This is a genomic window from Gemmata obscuriglobus, assembly GCF_008065095.1.
Classification (GTDB): domain Bacteria; phylum Planctomycetota; class Planctomycetia; order Gemmatales; family Gemmataceae; genus Gemmata; species Gemmata obscuriglobus.
The window spans coordinates 3,161,977-3,179,179 of sequence record NZ_CP042911.1 but is presented as its reverse complement, the minus strand read 5'-3'; the positions used below and the strand labels follow the sequence as shown (position 1 = coordinate 3,179,179).

Annotated in this window: 13 protein-coding genes; 6 read left to right on the top strand and 7 right to left on the bottom strand. The window is 68.1% G+C overall.

Translation table 11 applies throughout. The annotated features are described in order from the left end of the window. Positions 1-216 precede the first annotated feature (216 nt). The 4 genes from GobsT_RS13085 to GobsT_RS13070 are packed head-to-tail and all read left to right on the top strand — an operon-like array spanning position 217 to position 4,548. On the top strand, positions 217-1,794 hold the full coding sequence (locus GobsT_RS13085) for a phytoene desaturase family protein (protein WP_010037863.1): 1,578 nt from the start codon (positions 217-219) through the stop codon (positions 1,792-1,794). A gap of 2 nt (positions 1,795-1,796) precedes the next feature. Beyond that, entirely contained in the window at positions 1,797-2,600 is an 804-nt protein-coding gene (locus GobsT_RS13080) for a lysophospholipid acyltransferase family protein (RefSeq protein WP_010037860.1), read from the top strand. Then, on the top strand, positions 2,597-3,799 hold the full coding sequence (locus GobsT_RS13075) for a glycosyltransferase family 2 protein (protein WP_010037859.1): 1,203 nt from the start codon (positions 2,597-2,599) through the stop codon (positions 3,797-3,799). Before GobsT_RS13080 ends, GobsT_RS13075 begins: the two co-directional genes overlap by 4 nt. Next, complete coding sequence (locus GobsT_RS13070; RefSeq protein WP_010037858.1) at positions 3,796-4,548, top strand: SDR family NAD(P)-dependent oxidoreductase; 753 nt, start codon at positions 3,796-3,798, stop codon at positions 4,546-4,548. Before GobsT_RS13075 ends, GobsT_RS13070 begins: the two co-directional genes overlap by 4 nt. Positions 4,549-4,585: 37 nt before the next feature. Here GobsT_RS13070 and GobsT_RS13065 read toward each other — a convergent pair whose 3' ends face one another. The 4 genes from GobsT_RS13065 to GobsT_RS13050 all read right to left on the bottom strand — a co-directional run bounded on the left by GobsT_RS13065 (position 4,586) and on the right by GobsT_RS13050 (position 11,677). Beyond that, on the bottom strand, positions 4,586-6,538 hold the full coding sequence (locus GobsT_RS13065) for a DNA gyrase/topoisomerase IV subunit B (protein ID WP_010037853.1): 1,953 nt from the start codon (positions 6,536-6,538) through the stop codon (positions 4,586-4,588). A gap of 180 nt (positions 6,539-6,718) precedes the next feature. Continuing rightward, on the bottom strand, positions 6,719-9,058 hold the full coding sequence (locus GobsT_RS13060) for a DNA gyrase/topoisomerase IV subunit A (protein ID WP_010037852.1): 2,340 nt from the start codon (positions 9,056-9,058) through the stop codon (positions 6,719-6,721). A 226-nt stretch (positions 9,059-9,284) separates the two neighbouring features. Next, positions 9,285-10,172 carry a phosphate/phosphite/phosphonate ABC transporter substrate-binding protein gene (locus tag GobsT_RS13055; protein WP_010037851.1) on the bottom strand — a complete coding sequence of 296 codons (888 nt, stop codon included), beginning with the start codon at positions 10,170-10,172 and terminating at the stop codon, positions 9,285-9,287. 143 nt (positions 10,173-10,315) lie between these two features. Then, positions 10,316-11,677, bottom strand: coding sequence for a TolC family protein (locus GobsT_RS13050; protein ID WP_148087725.1), 1,362 nt, complete (start codon positions 11,675-11,677; stop codon positions 10,316-10,318). A 195-nt stretch (positions 11,678-11,872) separates the two neighbouring features. On the opposite strand from GobsT_RS13050, the gene GobsT_RS13045 reads away from it, so the two are divergent. Both GobsT_RS13045 and GobsT_RS13040 read left to right on the top strand, forming a co-directional pair. Then, a complete protein-coding gene (locus GobsT_RS13045) occupies positions 11,873-13,366 on the top strand; it encodes a thiamine phosphate synthase (protein ID WP_029600793.1) in 1,494 nt (497 codons plus the stop codon). Positions 13,367-13,628: 262 nt separating this feature from the next. After that, positions 13,629-14,090: a hypothetical protein gene (locus GobsT_RS13040; protein ID WP_148087723.1), complete on the top strand. Its 462-nt coding sequence runs from the start codon at positions 13,629-13,631 to the stop codon at positions 14,088-14,090. Between the two features lie 11 nt (positions 14,091-14,101). On the opposite strand, the gene GobsT_RS39575 is transcribed toward GobsT_RS13040, so the two are convergent. From GobsT_RS39575 to GobsT_RS13025, 3 genes are read right to left on the bottom strand one after another with little or no spacing between them, the layout of a single operon-like run. Further along, on the bottom strand, positions 14,102-14,887 hold the full coding sequence (locus tag GobsT_RS39575) for a hypothetical protein (RefSeq protein ID WP_232068350.1): 786 nt from the start codon (positions 14,885-14,887) through the stop codon (positions 14,102-14,104). A 26-nt stretch (positions 14,888-14,913) separates the two neighbouring features. Continuing rightward, positions 14,914-15,642 (bottom strand): phytanoyl-CoA dioxygenase family protein, encoded by a 729-nt coding sequence (locus tag GobsT_RS13030; protein WP_010037838.1) that lies wholly within the window; start codon positions 15,640-15,642, stop codon positions 14,914-14,916. Further along, the gene (locus GobsT_RS13025; protein WP_109571114.1) at positions 15,639-17,141 is read right to left on the bottom strand and encodes an APC family permease; all 1,503 of its coding nucleotides are present in this window, start codon (positions 17,139-17,141) and stop codon (positions 15,639-15,641) included. Before GobsT_RS13025 ends, GobsT_RS13030 begins: the two co-directional genes overlap by 4 nt. Positions 17,142-17,203: the final 62 nt, after the last annotated feature.

Here is a 17,203-nt window from a genome sequence, read left to right as displayed (position 1 = left end):
TACGCCCGGCGACCCCTCCGGGGTGCAACATAAGGCAAAAGAGCAAAGTCAAAAGGTAAAAGAGGTGCAACCGTTTTGCCTTTTAACTTGTTGTCCGCCCCGGAGGGGCCGGCGGACGTAGCACAGGGCGGAAGCCCTGTGTGAGATTCGATGGCGGCGGATCACGCGGTTCGACCTCAGTCCCAAAGACCCTGCACCACACACGAATCAGACACAATGACACGGAACACGGCGGAACGGAATCGCGTGGGCGTGATCGGCGGCGGGCTCGCCGGGCTGGCGTCGGCGTGCGTGCTCGCGGCCCGCGGGTACGCGGTCACGCTGTTCGAGAAGAGCCCGTGGCTCGGCGGTAAAGCCGCGGTCCTGAGCGAGAGCGGGTTCCGGTTCGACATGGGGCCGACGATCCTCACCATCCCGTCGGTGCTGCGGCGCATCTTCTCGGAAGCCGGCCGGCGGCTGGAAGACCACCTCGAGCTGATCCGGCTCGACCCGCAGTGGCGGTGCTTCTTCAGCGACGGCACCTCGCTCGACCTGATCGAGGACACCGACGCGATGGCCGCGCACCTCGACGCCTACGCCCCCGGCACCGGGTCCGCGGACGGCTACCGGCGCTTCCAGGCGCTCTCCGAGCGACTGAACCAGATCTCCCAGCGCCACTACTTCTGGAAGTCGATCGGGTCGGTGCGCGACATGATCGACTGGCGCGCCGGGTTCTCGTTCGGCCTCATGGGCGACGTGTTCAACATGCGCATGGGGCGGTCGGTCGCGGGGACCGTGCGGAAGTTCAACCCGGACCCGCGGGTGGCCCAGATGCTCGACCACTTCACGCAGTACGTCGGGTCGTGCCCCGAGTCGTCGCCCGCGGTGCTCTGCGGGATCGCCCACATGCAGACCGACGAGGGCGTGTGGTACCCGAAGGGCGGCACCCGCGCGGTGCCCGAGGCGCTCGTGCAACTCGGGGAGGAGTTGGGCGTCGAGTACCGCCCCGACACCGGCATCAGGCGGGTGCTGACCGAGCAAAACGGCACCCGGGTGCGCGGGGTGGAAACCGACACCGGCGAGACGATCGAACTCGCGGCCGTGGTGTCCAACGCCGACAGCGCCCGCACCCACCGCGAGCTGCTCCGCGAACAAGCACCGCAAGCGGCGAAGCGGTTCGAGCAGCGCCGCGGTTACGAGCCCGCGTGCTCCGGCGTGGTCCTCTACCTGGGGCTCAACAAGGCTTACGACCACCTGCTGCACCACGACTTCGTGTTCTCGCGCGACCCGCACGAGGAGTTCGAGTACATCTACCGCAAGGGCGAACCGGCGCCGGACCCGACCTGCTACATCGCCTCCACCGCCCGCACCGAGCCGGAAACCGCCCCGCCCGGCGGCGACGCGCTGTACGTCCTGGTTCACACCCCGTACCTCCGGCCGCACCACGACTGGAAGAAGATGCTGCCCGAGTACCGGCGGGTGATCCTCAACAAGCTCAAGACGACCGGCCAGATGCCGGACATCGAGAGCCGGATCGTGTACGAATCGGCCCTGACCCCGCAGGACATTCACGACCGCTACCGCGTGCTCAACGGCGCGATTTACGGGCTGGCGAGTCACGGCAAGTGGAACGGCGCGTTCAAGCCCGCCAACCGCTCGCCGGACGTGAAGGGGTTGTACCTCGCGGGCGGCGCGGCACACCCCGGGCCCGGGATGCCGATGGTCCTGATGTCCGGCTGGATCGCGGCGGACGCGCTCGACCAGGACGGCGTCGCCTCCAAGGGCACCCGCACCCCGGAACCGGCTGGGGTGTAACGATGTCGGTTCGCACCGCCGAACTGCCGAACCGCTGGGGCTGGCTGGTGCGCGGCTTCCGCAAGTACGCCCGGCGGTACGTGCAGAAGCACTTCCACGCGGTGCGGCTGTCGAAGAGCGGGGCCGCCGTTCCGAACGGAGACGAGCCCCTGCTGGTCGCGCTGAACCACCCGTCGTGGTGGGACCCGATGATCGGCATGGTCCTGAGCGACCGGTTCGGAGCGCGCGAGCACTTCGCGGCGATCGACGCGGTCGCGGTCGAGCGGTACCGGTTCTTCACAAAGCTCGGGTTCGTCGGTGTTGATACGAAGTCGCTCCGCGGCGCCGCCGCGTTTCTGCGGACGGGTACGGCGATCCTGTCCCACCCCCGGCACGTGTTCTGGGTGACCGCTCAGGGACGGTTCACCGACGTGCGGGAGCGCCCGCTCGCGCTTCAATCGGGCGTCGGCCACCTCGCCGCCCGCATGACGGCAGGAGCGGTGCTGCCGGTCGCACTCGAATACACCTTCTGGACGGAAAGCACGCCGGAGGCGCTCGTCCGCGTCGGCGAACCGCTCCGCGCCGCGGACCACCGTGGGCTGGACGGCAAGGCCTGGACCGCGCTCATCGAAGCCGCGCTCACACGAAACCTCGACGCGCTCAGTGCCGAGGCCGTGAGGCGTGATCCGGAGGCGTTCACGGACCTGCTCGCCGGCCGCACCGGTGTCGGCGGCGTGTACGACTCCTGGCACCGGCTGAAAGCCTGGGTCCGAGGGCGGCCGTTTGATCCCTCACACGAAGTCGTAACGGGAGAGCGTCGGCTGTGACACTCGTCGGCTTGGCATTGGGAGCGCTGCTTTGCGCAGCGGCCCCCGCCCTGCTCTATCTGTGGAATTCAGTTCTATTCCGGGAGCCCCCCGCCCTGCACTGTGGTGGCGACGCGGCCGCGGCGGAGCAACCCGTCATCTCGGTCCTCATCCCGGCGCGGAACGAAGAACTCGGCATTGAGGCGTGCGTGCGGTCGGTGCTCGCGTCCCAGCACGTGGAGTTGGAGGTCATCGTCCTCGACGACGCCAGCACCGACCGCACGGCGGACATCGTCCGGACGCTGGCGGCTGCGGACCCGCGGGTGCGGGTCCAGTCGGCGCCGCCGCTACCGGACGGATGGGCCGGAAAGCAACATGCGTGCTTCGCGCTGTCGAAACTAGCCCGGTACGACATTCTCACGTTCCTCGACGCGGACGTGCGTCTCCGCCCGGACGCGCTGGCGCGGATGGCGCGGTTTCTCCGCGAAAGCAAGTGCGCCCTGGTGAGTGGGTTCCCGCACCAAGAGACCGGAACGCTCCTGGAGCGCCTGCTCATCCCGCTCATCAACTGGCTGCTGCTGTCTTTTCTCCCACTGTGGGGCATGCGCCGCTCGCCGCGTGCCGCGTTCGGTGCCGGGTGCGGGCAGTGGTTCATGACCGCGCGCGCCGCGTATGAAACGGTCGGCGGGCACGGGGCGGTGCGATCGTCCTTCCACGACGGGCTGACCCTGCCCCGCGCCTACCGCAAAGCCGGGTTCGGGACCGACATCTGCGACGCCACGCACCTCGCCTCGTGCCGGATGTACCGTTCGGCATCGGCGGTCTGGTTCGGGCTGGCGAAGAACGCCCGTGAGGGCATGGCCGCGACCGGGCAGATCGGGTTCTGGACCGTCACGCTGTTCTGCGGACAGGTACTACCCGCCCTGATGCTCGTACTGGCGCTGAGCGGCTTCACGTTCGAGGCGGACCCGCACGAGCAAATGGTTGAGCGGGCGGTGCGTCCCTTCGCCCTGTCGGTGCTCGGCAGCGCAATCGTCATGTCGCTCTCGAAGCGGTGCCACGCGGCCGTTCACTTCCGCCAGTCGTGGGTCGGCGTGCTCCTGCACCCGGTTGCGATCCTGCTGCTGCTCGCGGTTCAGTGGTACGCGGTCCTGCGCTGGGTGATCGGGAAACCGGTCGGGTGGAAGGGCCGCGCCCTTCCGGCGGCGGCAAAACTATGAGTGACATCCCGGCTTACGTGATCGTCGGTGCGGCGGGCGGAATCGGCTCGGCGTTGTGTCGGCGGCTTGCGGCCCGCGGGCCGTGCAAGCTGATGCTCGCGGGCCGCGACCCGAACAAACTGGACGCCCTGGCGAGCGACCTGACGACCGCCGGCGCGACGGTCGCGGTGCGCACCCTGAACGCGATCGATTCCGGCGCTGTGGACCTCCTGTTCGCCGAGGCGGGGCAACAGTTCGGGCCGATCACCGGTGCCGCGAACCTGTGCGGCTCGATCCTGCTGAAGCCGGCGCACCTCACCACCGACCAAGAGTTCGCGGACACGCTGGCGGTGAACGTGACGACCGCGTTCAACGTGCTCCGGGCCGCCGTCAAGGGCATGCCCAACGGCGGTTCGGTGGTGCTCATGTCCACCGTGGCGACGAAAATCGGGCTGGCCAACCACGAGGCGATCGCCGCCGCGAAGGGCGCGGTGAACGGCCTCGTGATCTCGGCCGCGGCCACCTACGCCGGCCGGAACCTCCGCGTGAACGCCGTCGCCCCGGGGCTCGTCCGCACCCCACTCGCCGCGCGGCTGACATCGAGCGAGGCGACCCTCAAAGCGTCCACCGCGATGCACCCGCTGGGGCGCATCGGGGAGCCCGGCGACGTGGCGGACGCGATCGCCTGGCTCCTGGCGCCCGAGACCACCTGGGTGACCGGCCAGATCGTCAGCGTGGACGGCGGCCTGTCGAGCGTCCGGGCGAAGTGAGCCCTCGGCCGGGGCGGCGCCCGGGCCGCCCCGCCGGTCACACGTCCAGGTCTTCGTCCACGGCCTGATCGGCCTTTGCCATGATGAAGTCGTAGCGCGGCTTCGCGTCCTTGCCGAGCAGATCAGCGAACGTCCGGTCCGTTTCCAGGGCCGCGCCATCGGTGCTCACCTTCAGCAGGGTGCGGGTCCGCCGGTCGAGCGTCGTCGCGGCGAGGTCCTTCGCGTCCATTTCGCCGAGCCCCTTGAACCGCGTCACCTCGAACTTGCGGTTCGCCTTGGTCAGTTTCTCGACCAGTTCCTCCTTACCCTGGTCGTCCTGAACCCAGTGGATGTCCTTCCCGACGTTCACCCGGTACAGCGGCGGCCGGCCGATGTACACGTGCCCGTGCCGGATCAGGTCCGGCATGTGGCGGAACAGGAACGCGAGCATCAGTGTCGTGATGTGGCAGCCGTCGGCGTCGGCGTCCATCAGCAGGATGATTTTGCCGTACCGCAGTCCGCCGTAGTTGAACTTGTCGCCGATCCCGGTGCCGATCGCGGTGACGAGGTCGGCGATTTCCTGGTTCGTCAGCGCCTTCGAGGCGGGGAGCCCTTCGCAGTTCAGGATCTTCCCGCGCAGCGGCAGTACGGCTTGCGTGCTGTTGTTGCGGCCCTGCTTCGCCGACCCGCCGGCGGAGTCGCCTTCCACGATGAACAGTTCGGTCTCGTCGCGGTCGGTCGATTTGCAGTCGGCGAGTTTGCCCGGGAGGCTGAGGCGCTTGCTCCCCGGTGCCTTCCGCTTCACCTCCTCCTTCGCGGCCCGCGACGCCTCGCGCATCCGCGCGGCGATGACGATGCGCCCCACGATCGAGTCGGCGGCGGTCTTGTTGTTGTTCAGCCACGCCTCAAGGGCGGGGCGAACGAAGTTATCGACCGAACCTTCCATCTCGGTGTTCGTGAGCCGGTCCTTGGTCTGCGACTGGAACATCGGGTCGCGGAGGAACACCGACAGCACCGCGACGATGCCTTCACGGATGTCGTCCGCGGTGATCTTCAGCCCCTTGCTCTGCTTCTTCACATCGTCGTGGGTGTCGATGTAGCTCTGCACGGCCTTGCGCAGTGCCGACTTCAGCCCGTTCTCGTGCGTCCCGCCCTGGGGGGTGCGGATGCCGTTCGCATAGGACCGGTACGTCTCCTCGGTGGACTCCGTCCACTGGAGCGCGACCTCGATCTTGTCCCCGGTCTCGCGCACCGCGGAGAACGACGCCTCGGTCACCGGCGGCTTCTGCCCGTCCAGCACCAGGCGCCCCAGGAACGCGGGCAGCCCGCCCGGGTTCGCGAGTTCCAGCGTCTCGCCGGTCACCTCGTTCTTGAACGTGATCCGCAGCCCGCTGTGGACGAACGACGTGTCCTCCAGCCGGGCGCGGAGCGTGTCCGGGTCGAACCGGACGGTCTTGAAGATCGTGTCGTCGGGCTCGAAGTAGATGCCGGTCCCGTGCCCGCGGAACGGACCGACCTTCTCGATTTTCGCGAGCGGCGTCCCCTTCGCGTACTCCTGCCGGTACTCGAACCCGTCGCGCCGCACCGTCGCCACGAGCCTCTTCGAGAGCGCGTTCACGACCGACGCGCCGACCCCGTGCAACCCGCCGGAGTGGATGTAGCCGCTCTCGGACTCGCCGAACTTGCCGCCCGCGTGCAGCACCGTCAGCACCAGTTCGAGCCCGGTCTTCTTGTGCTTGGGGTGCATGTCCACGGGGATGCCGCGGCCGTTGTCGAAGATCGTGATCGCTTGCCCGGACTTGTGCAGCGTCACGGTGATGTGGTCGGCGTAGCCGTTGATGTACTCGTCCACGGCGTTGTCGAGGATCTCCCACGCGAGGTGGTGCAGCCCCTTCGCGTCCACGCCGCCGATGTACATGGCGGGGCGCTTGCGGACCGGCTCCAGCCCCTCAAGGACCTGAATGTCTTCGGTTCGGTACGCCGCGGTGCGGCCGGCGGTGAGTGCGCTCATAGCTGATCGGATGCTTGGTCGTGGGTGTACGAGACCGTTTACTGGTAACACGTCGTGTGAAAAGTCTGCACGCGACGCGGCGGCGGTCACATCGTTCGGGCGGTCCGGAGCGCCCGGCGCTCGCGCCGCCGAACGGGTAGCGAACGGCCAGTCGGCGACCGTCAGTTGGGTAGCGGCCGTCTAGTCGGCGTCCTTCTTCTTGCCCTCGACCGCGTCCCAGTCGGCGAGTTGGATCTCCGGCGGGACCACCCGCGCGAACTTGGTCCGCGCGCCGGGCTTCTCGCCCTTCGCGCCGCGCTTGCGGGTCTTGACCGCGCCGGGACCGAAGTCCTGGGTCTTCCCGTTCTCGGTTTCCACCACGAGCTTGTCGAACCGCCCGCCCACCAGCACCCCGCCGAGGCAGTCGTCCTTCGATTCGAGTTCGATGCCGATGACGCCCTTCCCGGCCCCGGACAGGATCGACACCTGGTCCAGCGGGAAGTGGGTGACGTACCCGCCGGAGGTCGCGAGCATCACGCCCTCCTCGGCGCCCGCGAGCCGCACCATCACCACTTTATCGCCCTCCTCCAGCTTCACGAACCGCCGGCCGACTTTCGTGGACTCGGACCGGAACGCGGTCAGCGGCAGGCGCAGCACGAACCCGTTGCGCGTGGCCACGACCAGGAACGGGCCGCCGGGCGTGTCGCCCTTCGCGGGCAGGTCCGCGGGCGTGAACCGCGGGTCGGTGGTCACCGCCGCAACCACCTTCGCGCCGTCCGCGAGTTTGAAGAACTTGGTGATCGGCTCGCCGTACCCGGCGGTGGCCGGGACCTCGTTGATCCGCATCGTGTACGCCGCGCCGTCGTCCGCGAAAAACGAGACGTGGTCGAGCGTGCTCCCGGGGACCACCGCCGCGACCGCGTCGCCCTCTTCGACGCGGGTCGTTTCCACCGACGCCAGCCGGCCGACCCGCTTGATCCGCCCGTTCTTCGTGAGAACCACGTTCGTGTTCTCGCGGGCGATGTACGCCTCCTCGTTGAACTCCAGCACGTCCTCGTCGGAGGCCATGCGGGTTTTGCGGCGCTCGGGGAACTTCTCGATCAGCGCCTCCAGTTCGCTCTTGATGACGCCCCAGAGCTTCTTCTCCGAGGCGAGGATGGTTTCGATCTCCTTCGCCTGCTTCTTCTTCTCCGTCAGCTCGTCAATGATCTTCTGGATCTCGAGCTGCGCGATCTTGTAGAGCTGCGAATCGAGGATCGCTCCCACCTGCTCGTCGTCGAGCTTGAACGCGGCCTTCAGCTTCTCGGCGGCGTCGGGCTTACCGCTGCTCTCGCGGATCATCTTGATGGCGCGGTCCAGCGCGTTGAAGATGATCTGGAACCCTTCCAGGATGTGAATCCGACGGCGCAACTGGCGCAACTGGTACTCGAACCGCCGGCGGACCGTTGCGAGCCGGAACTTGAGAAACTCAGTAAGCAGGTCCCACAGACTTAGCCTGTCCCGCGGTTTCATCCCCTTCCCGTCCTCGGCAGGGACGAGCGCGGTCATGTTGTACGAGTACGTCTTCTGCAACTCGGTGTGTTTGTACAGGTACGCCATGACCAGGTTCGGGTCGGTGCCGTTTTTGATCTCCAGCACCAGGCGCAGCCCGTCCTTCTCGTTCGACTCGTTCGACTGGCCGGTCAGTTGCGGGAGCTTCCGCTGGTCGATGATCGAGCCGATGGTGTTTTCGAGGTCGCCCTTGTTCACCCCATACGGGATCGAGGTGACGACGATCTGCACCCCGCGGTCGATCTTCTCCTCTTTCCACTCCGCCTGGACCTTGATCGAGCCGACGCCCTCCTCGTAAATCTTGCGCAGCGCCGCGCGGTCCGCGAGGATCTTGCCGCCGAGCGGGAAGTCCGGCCCCTTGATCTTGTCGAGCAGGTTCGCAACCGTCGCGTCGGGGTTGTCGATCAGCAGCGTGCAGGCCTTGAGCACCTCGCCGAGGTTGTGTGGCGGGATCTGCGTCGCCATGCCGACCGCGATGCCCGCGGTGCCGTTCACCAGCAGGTTCGGGAACTGCGCCGGGAGCACCGCCGGCTCGTGGCGGGTGCCGTCGTAACTCGCCACCGAGTCGACGGTGTCCTGGCCCAGCTCGTCGAGCAGCAGTTCCGCCTGCCGGGTCAGCTTCGCTTCCGTGTACCGGTACGCCGCGGGCGGGTCGCCGTCGACCGAGCCGAAGTTCCCCTGCCCGTACACCAGCGGCACGCGGAGCACCCAGTTCTGCGACATGCGCACGAGCGCCTCGTACAGCGCGCTGTCACCGTGCGGGTGGTAGTTGCCCATCACCTCGCCGACGATCTTGGCGCACTTCAGCGCCTTCTTGTCCACCGTCAGCTTCAGGTCCTGGAACATGGCGTACAAGATGCGCCGCTGCACGGGCTTGAGCCCGTCGCGCACGTCCGGTAGGGCGCGGCCCTTCACCACCGACATGGCGTAGGTCAGGAACCGCGTGCGCACCTCGTCCGCGATTGTGACGGTCTCGATCGTCTCGGCCATGACAGCGTCTCACCAGGGTGCGGCCCGCGCATCCTATTGTTCCGGGCACTTCAACTGTACATTCGATCACTTCAACATCACTATACCGCCCGCACTACCAACTTAAAGGTTGGAAGCTCCCGCGGAAGCGCGAACACCCCCCGCGGGTGCGGGGGGTGGGTCGGGCGGGTGCGCGTTTGAGGGGTGTGCGGCGGGCGCGGGTTCGTGCGGTTGCGGGGCGCCGGGGTTATTTTTGCTTGGGCGCCGGGTAGACCTTCAGGCACTTGTCCAGGTCCAACTGGTACGCCTGAGTGGCCGCCTCGAAGCCCTTCAGCCGCCAGAGGCTGGTGAGCAGTTGCCCCTCGTCGGTGTTCACGCACTTGACCAGCCCGTCGCGGACCTGCTTGGCGGCCTCCTCGGTCAGCGCCCCCTTGCGGTACACGAGCACCCCGGGCGGGAACGGCTCAGACTGGGCGAGCACCTTCAGTTGCTGGCCGGCCCCGGGCTTCAGCTTCTGGTACGCGACCAGGGCCCCGGCGTCCACCAGCGCCGCCGGGCACTCGTCGTCGGACACGGCGTCGAGCGCGTCCTCGACCGTGCGGCCCTTCACCTTCGCCACCTCGCAGCACCCGGCCGGCGCCGCGCCCTTGAGGCGGTCGTAGTACAGTTGGCAGTGCGCCTTGGTCCCGCTGGGGATCGCCACGCTCTCGCCCTTGAGGGCGTGCGGTCCGTCCGCCTTCGAGTTCACGTTCACCACCAGGCACGCCTGGAGCTTGTTCGTCGGCACGGTCACCACAAGGGGCACCAGCTCGGGGTGCTGCTTGACCCAGGCGAACTCGAACCCGTGGAACACGGCGAGTTCCAGTTTACCGCCGCGGAGCATCTCGGCGATTTCGACGTAGTCCTTTCCGACCGTGACCTCGCCCTTGAGCCCGGCCTGCTTCTCCAGCATGTTCTGGAACGGCCGCGAGGCCCGCTGAACGACGGGGGCGGGCAGCCCGCTGAACATGTTCGCGGGGAGCCCGATCCGCGCCGGCGCGACCGGCTCGGCCGCCGCCGCCCACGGGGCCGACGGCACGACCGCTACCGCGACCGGCAGCAAACAGCACACGATGACAGCGTACACGCGACCCACAGCGCACCCCTTTTTCTTCGGAACCCCTCAGATCCCAGGTTGAAATCCCGAACGAAGGGCGATCGAACCGCCCGACACGGCCGACCGGCCCGGTCGCGAACCTGGGGCCCGGAACTGGAAACTCAGAACGGCGCCGCCCGCGCCTACCGGTCCGGGAACTTGGGCCAGATGCCGCCCGCGGTGACCCGCTCCAGGGCCGCGAGCGCGAGCAGGTACCGGTGGACCGACTCGAAGTAGGCGGACTGTGCCCGCGACGCGTCCATCTCGGCCAGCACGAGCCGGTCCTTCGCTTTGGTGAACTCGGCCACCGCCCGGGCCTGCTCCTGCATCCGCTTGCTCAGCGCGAACTGTTCGGTCGAGATCTCCAGCCGCCGGGCCGCCTGGTCGAAATCGAGGTACGCCGATTCCGCCTCGAGCATGATCACGTTGCGGGCCTTGTCGTAGACCGCTTCGGCCCGCTGCGCGAACGCCATCGCTTTACACACCCGGTCGAACTTGCTGCCCACGAGCTGCGGGGGCATTTCCGGGATGATCCCGCCGGGCCGGTAGTCGGCGCCGCGGTTCGTCGCGGGGATCTCCTTGGCGTGGATGTCCGCGCCCGAGACGAACGTCCGCGTGGCCCGCTTGAAGGGGATCTTGCCCTGCGCGTACACTTCGAGCCGGAAGGCGTCCACCCCCGCGGCGGCGAGCACCAGTTCGGGCCGCCGCTCCAGCGCCAGTTCCACCACCCGGTCCATGCTCAGCGGGACCTCCTGGACCATCACCGGCAGCGCCTGGTCCTTGATCCGGAACGGGAACGTGCGGGCGTCCACGGCCATCAGCTCGCGCAGCCCCGCCAGCGCCCGCTCGCGGCCGATCCGGGCGTCCACCTGGAGCTTCCGGGCCTCGTACAACCCGTTCTCCATCATTTGCAGGCTCAGCGTGTTGAACCCGGACTCCTTCAGCTCCGCCGCGGGCGCGGTTTTGAGGTACTCGCGGCCGATCTCGATCAGGTTGTCCAGCCGCAGCACCACGCGGTTGGCCAGCTCCTGCTGCTGCTTGGCGTACACCGCGGTGTAGTACATCCGGGTCACGTCCTGCACGATCTCGTTGTGCAGCTTCTGGTACTCGGCCGAGGTGGCCATCAGCCCGCGCTTGGCCTGCTGCTTGCGGACATCCACATCAGGGCTGAAGAGCGTGGCCGCGGTGCCGAAGTTGCTGAGCGACTTGTACCCGATTTCCACCGCGGCCGTGCTCTCCAGCACCGCCCGCAGCGACGGCTGCCGGGCCAGGGCGATCGAGACGCACTCGCCCAGCGACAGCTCCGGGCCGGCCTCGCCCCGGGCCGCCTCGACGGGAACGGGCGCCGGGAGCGGTACCTGGGCCAGCACCGCGTGCCCGCGCGGGGCCGGCACCGGCTGCGGAACGGTCGGCAGCACCGGCTGTCGCGCGCTCGCCGCCCCGAGCATGACGGTCAGCGGAAGGAACCCGGCCGCCAGCCGGACGGCGAGAGTGTGTGTGCGCACCAGTCCGTTCATCGTTGCCGTCCCTTGACACCGGGGTGACGAGTCCGTTCGTCCCGCATTTTCATCGTCCGCGTTCCGGGCGGTCTGGATGTTACCGGGCGCGCCGGAGAGAACCTCCCGACAAGAACCTACCGGTCGTTCCGGCTGTATCGGCTGTGGCAGTACAATGACAGTGTTGCGGGGGGTAACGTGGCTATGCATCAGACCAGTCCGGGTGTGGAACGTGCGGTCGCCGGGGCGCGCGACCGGGCCGAACAGGCGGGGGCCGGCGCGGTGCGGCTGGGGCACTACGTGCTCGCCCTGCTTGAGGAGGACGAGGGGCGGCCGGCGGTGCTGCTGGAGCACATCGGCGTGTCGGTTCCCGCCGTCCGCGGGGCGCTCCGTGCCGGGGAAACCCCTGTCGCGCCGGACGTGGCGGTGTTGTTCAACGCGGCGCGCGCGTGGTCGATCGCCCACCGGCACGACCCCGAGTTCCTCACCGACGCCTTTCTCATCGCGGTCCTGCGGGCGAGCGACGCGTTCCGCGCGTCCTGCGCGGCGCTGGGGTTCACCCCCGAGCGACTTGAGTCGGTCCTGATTAAATCCGAATCGCGCGCGGCCGAACCCGTGTCGGAAGTGACGGTTTTCGCGATCACAGAGCCGACCGCCGAAGTGGACGCGGCCCGGGTTCTGGACGCGAGCTTCAACCGGGCGCGTGAGGCCGCCCGCGTGCTGGAGGACTACGCGCGGTTCGTGCTCGACGACCGGTTCTTGACGCAAGAAGTGAAAGAGCTGCGCCACGGGCTGGCCGCCGCGGCGCAAAAGCTGCCCCCGCGGGTGCTAGTGGCGTCCCGCGAAACGCTCCGCGACGTCGGCACCACGGCCACCGCCGCGAGCGAGTACGAGCGGGCGTCGCCGGCCCACGTGGCGGTGGTCAACCTGAAGCGCCTTCAGGAGTCGCTCCGGAGCCTGGAAGAGTTCGGCAAGGTGTTCGGCCCCGACTTGGGGCGCACGCTCGAAGCGCTCCGATACCGGGCGTACACGCTCGAACGCGCACTTACGATCGGTGCCGGGAGTCGCGAGCGGCTCGCGACCGCGCGGCTGTACGTGCTGTTGACGCGGGCACAGTGCGTCGCCTCGCTCGACTGGACCCTGCGCGAGGCGGCCCGCGGCGGCGCCGACGTGTTCCAACTCCGGGAGAAGGGGATGCCCGACCGGGAACTGTTACCCCTGGCCCGCGACGTGCGCGCCTGGACCCGCGAAGCGGGGGTGCTGTTCATCGTGAACGACCGGCCGGACATTGCCCGGTTGTGCGACGCCGACGGCGTTCACCTGGGGCAGGACGACATCACCGTGAAGGACGCCCGGCGGGTGCTGGGACCGGACCCGCTGATCGGGGTCAGTACGCACTCGGTCGAACAGGTCCGTCAGGCGGTGCTGGACGGCGCGGACTACATCGGGATCGGCCCGACGTTCCCCTCCAAAACGAAAGCGTTCGACCGCTTCCCGGGGCTCGATTTCGTTCGGGCCGCGACCGCCGAAACCGCGCTGCCGACGTTCGCACTTGGCGGCATCGGCGCCCGCAACATCGCGGAAGTGATTGCGGCGGGGGCACGCCGCGTGGCGGTGAGCGCCGCAATTTCCACCGCCGACGATCCCGAACGCGCGGCACAGGTGCTGAAAGCCGCACTAACGCACTCACCGCTCTAACCCGCCACCGGTGCGCGGGTTGTATCACCACCGCGGCAACAAACGCTGGAGGTTTACGGGGTTGTTCGTCATCATTCTTCGGCCACTGTGACGAAAAGATGAGGCGACATAGCACCTTTGGGTATAAATTCGGTGAGTTGGTAAAATGGGCGATCTGTATTCGACTGCTCCGCCGAGTGTCGTTCCGGGGGTGGCGCGGATTCTGACCCCCGAATCGGAGCACGACCGGGTCGCCGTCACCGATGGGCAGCGGGGCCGCCGAATGGACAGCTTGCGAGAGGTGCTCGAAGCGGCCCGGACCAACGGCATCGTCGCCGGGCGGTTCCGCGGGCTGCTTCACATCGCGATCGGCCGCACCGTCACGAAGCCGGACGGCACGAAGGTGTCCGCGGGGGCGACGTGGCGCGAGTTGTCCGCGCTCCTCAAGAACCTCCGCTACGACCCCGAACTCGGCCGCGAGGCCGGGGCCGACCCCGACACCCTTTCCCCGCGCGACCGCGAGCGGTACTGGTACGCGGTGATCGCGCTGGCCCGGGTGGACGGCGCCGACGCCCGTGCCGAAGCCGATCAGCTCGTCGAACCGCTGCGGGCGGCGGGCTTCGTCGTGAGTGTGCCCCCCGGCGCAGCCGCGCCGCAAGCGACAAGCAAGCCGAAGCCCACCCCCAAGCCGAAGGCCGACAAGCCCGAGGCGACCGAGGATAAGACGAAGAAGAAAAAGAAGTGATCCGGGGTGGCTCACGCCTTCCCCAAGAGCCCGTCCACGACCCAGCACCCGCGCGCGTGCGGCCCCGCTCCGCGGCAGTGGGTGAGCACCGCCTCGTCGTCGCAGCCCGCGTCCTGAAGCGCATCGCCGAGCACCGGCAGCGCCGTGAAGTCGCCCGACGCATAAAGTTCGCGCGCGATCCCGAGAACGGTGTCAGTTCGCCACGCGGAAGCAAAGTCTACCGGACGGAACGGATTTCCGAAGATGTCGCGGGCGAGGTCCGCCTGAGCTTGCCCTTCGATCTTGCGCGCGGGAATGTTCAGCAACGCATCGAGTTCGTCTTCCGTTGCCCGCTGTTTTTGAAATGTCGCCATCAGCTTCCGAGTGTCGCGCGGCGCGACCAAATCAACAACGCGCGAAGTGAAATGAATACTCCAACTCCAGTGCAAATCCCCGTCGAGGAGCCAACGGAGCTGCGTTTGGTCCGAAGGATCTTCGTCCGGCCAATGTGGTGCGGCGGCGGCGTCGTACCCAACACGCCCATCCGGCAGCAGAACCGAACCTGCTTGTGGGGGTCTGGGCGAAGGCCGATACCGGGCGCACACCTCCGCAAGCGCAGCGGGATCGTCGGCACTCGCCTCGCACTGAGCGACTGCTATTCGATCCTCGTCACCCAGGCAGTGCCAGACCCTTCGGCAGCAGGCACAGTTGAATAGGACCACCTTTCGGAAGCTCACCTCCTTCCGCTCACCCGCCGTGCGAACGAAGTGCAGCATCGAGAATGGGTAAGCGTGAGTGAGCCACTGCGATTCGGTCATTGCGCGAGCCTTTTCTCTGGGGTTCGTCACGTCCCATCTACCGCGCGACACCACATCCACTCAAAGCCATCCGGCAACGTGTCGTCGGCCGCGCATTCGAGGTGAACGATCCGCCGGTGCAGTCCCGCTCCGGTCTTGCTGTGCCCGCTCGCGTGCGTCAGCAGCGGGCGCATCAGCAGGGCGTCCCCGGCACCACACTCCAGAGTAACGGCTTCGCGCGGCTCGTCGTTGCGCTGGTCGTAGAACCGGTGCGAACCCGGAACCACTCGAAGTGGGCCGTTGTCGGGCGTCATGGGATCGAGGTGAATGCGCACCGTCAACATCCGGTCAAGAACCGCTTGCGGGGCGATGACGTGCGGCACGCCGGCCTTCACCGTCGGCTTCGTAAAGCGCGACGACGGGCGGTGTTCCTTCACGGCGAGGCTGTAATCCTTGTGCCACGGCAGCGCCCACGAGTGCCCCGGCGGCTTGTCGAAGTACAGCACCCGCACCACGCCGGCCCCCGGTCCAAGAGTCGCGTGCAGTGCGGCGCGAACCGGCTCCGTGCGGACGAGGTCCACCACACCGGGCCACAAGTCGAGCAAGTTACGGGCGCCGTATGCCGGACCCGCCGAGCCGGTGAGCACGGCATCGGCTTCGGCGTTGGCGGCAGTGACTTCCGCCCACTCGCGCACCGCCTCTGCCACGGCACCCGGCGTGAGTGCGGCGGGAAGCAGAGCGTAGCCGTCGCGTTCGAGCTGTTCGGCCCAGGTCATGCCCGCCGCGTCCCGAAGAACAGGGCATACACCACACCCCCGCTCGCGATGAAACCGAGCCCGACCAGCGCCTCGGTGCGCGACTCCGGGTTCACGAAGAAGTTCACCAGCACCAGCGCCATGATGAGGACATAGAGGGCGGGGACCACCGGATACCCCCAGCAGCGGTACGCGCGGTTCCCCGGCGTCGCGGGATACTTCCACCGGAACACGAAGATGCTCGCCACGGCGAGGGTTTCGAAGGTCACCGACCCGAAGATCACGAAATCGGTCATGATGTCGAACGGCGACTTCCCGCGCGGCACGTTCAGGTCGAGTTCCGCGAACCCGAGCGGCACGGTCGGCACCTGGTACTGGGTCAGCGCCCCGACGCACAGCACCAGCAGCACCGACCACCCCGCCATTGCCAGGGTCGCGAGCGCGGGCGTGTGGTACTGCGGGTGCAGCCGCGCGAAGGCGGGGGGGGCGAGGCGGTCGCGGCCCATCGCGTACAGCAGCCGCGGGCCGACGAGCAGGTTCCCGTTGAGCGCCCCGAACACGCTGGTCATCACGATCGCCGACGCCAGCACCACCCCGACCGGCCCGAGCAGCTCCCCGCAAAACTCCGTCGCGACCGGCGTGGAGGACAGGTGCCCGTTGGCGTCCTTGGCAACGATCTGGTCCCGCGGCAGCACGAGGTGGTACGCGAGGTTGGCCCCGCAGTAGAGCGCGATCAGGGTGAACACCGCCAGCAGCAGCGAGCGCGGGATGTTGCGCTGCGGCTCCTTCACCTCTTCGGCGATGGGGGCGATGTTCATCCACCCGTTGTACGCCCACAGCACGCCGACCAGCGCGACCCCGAACCCGCTCCAGTTAATCCCGAACAGGTTCGACGGCACCGCCGGGCTCAGGTGCGACACCTGCGGCGGGTGCGTGGGCTCGGACGCGACGGCCAGCACCACGAACGGCGCCGTGATGAGGAACAGCAGCGACGCGACCTTCAGTATGGTGATCGCGAACTGGACCCCGCCGCTCAGCCGCGTGCCGCGGACGTTCACGACGGTCAGCCCGCCGATGACGAGGGTGGTGAGCAGTTGCCGGGGCCAGAAGCTGAGTACATCAACTTTCTGCCCCGGCGCAATGGACTGCTTCAGCACGTCGTGAAACGACTCGGTGAACATCGTCGCCAGCGCGGCGATGCTGGCGGCGCGGAGGATCCAGAAATCGACCCAGCCCCACAGGAAGCCCGCGCAGCGGCCGTACCCTTCGCGGAGGAAGACGTAGTTCCCGCCGGCCCTGGGGAACAGCACGGCGACTTCGGCGAGTGCGAGCGCGCCGAGCAGCGCGAGGAGGCCGCCGAGCACCCAGACGGCCATAATGAGGCCGAACTCGGGGACGTTGTCCGCGACGTTCCGGCCCTTCTTGAACACGCCGGACCCGATGACGGTGCCGATAATAACGGCGGTCGCGATCCACGGGCCGATGACCCGTGGCAAGGACTGCGGGGGTGTTTGTTGCATGAGGCAAGATGATACCGGACCGGCCGGCGCGGCGGGAGGCAATTTCGCGGCCCGGCGCGGGC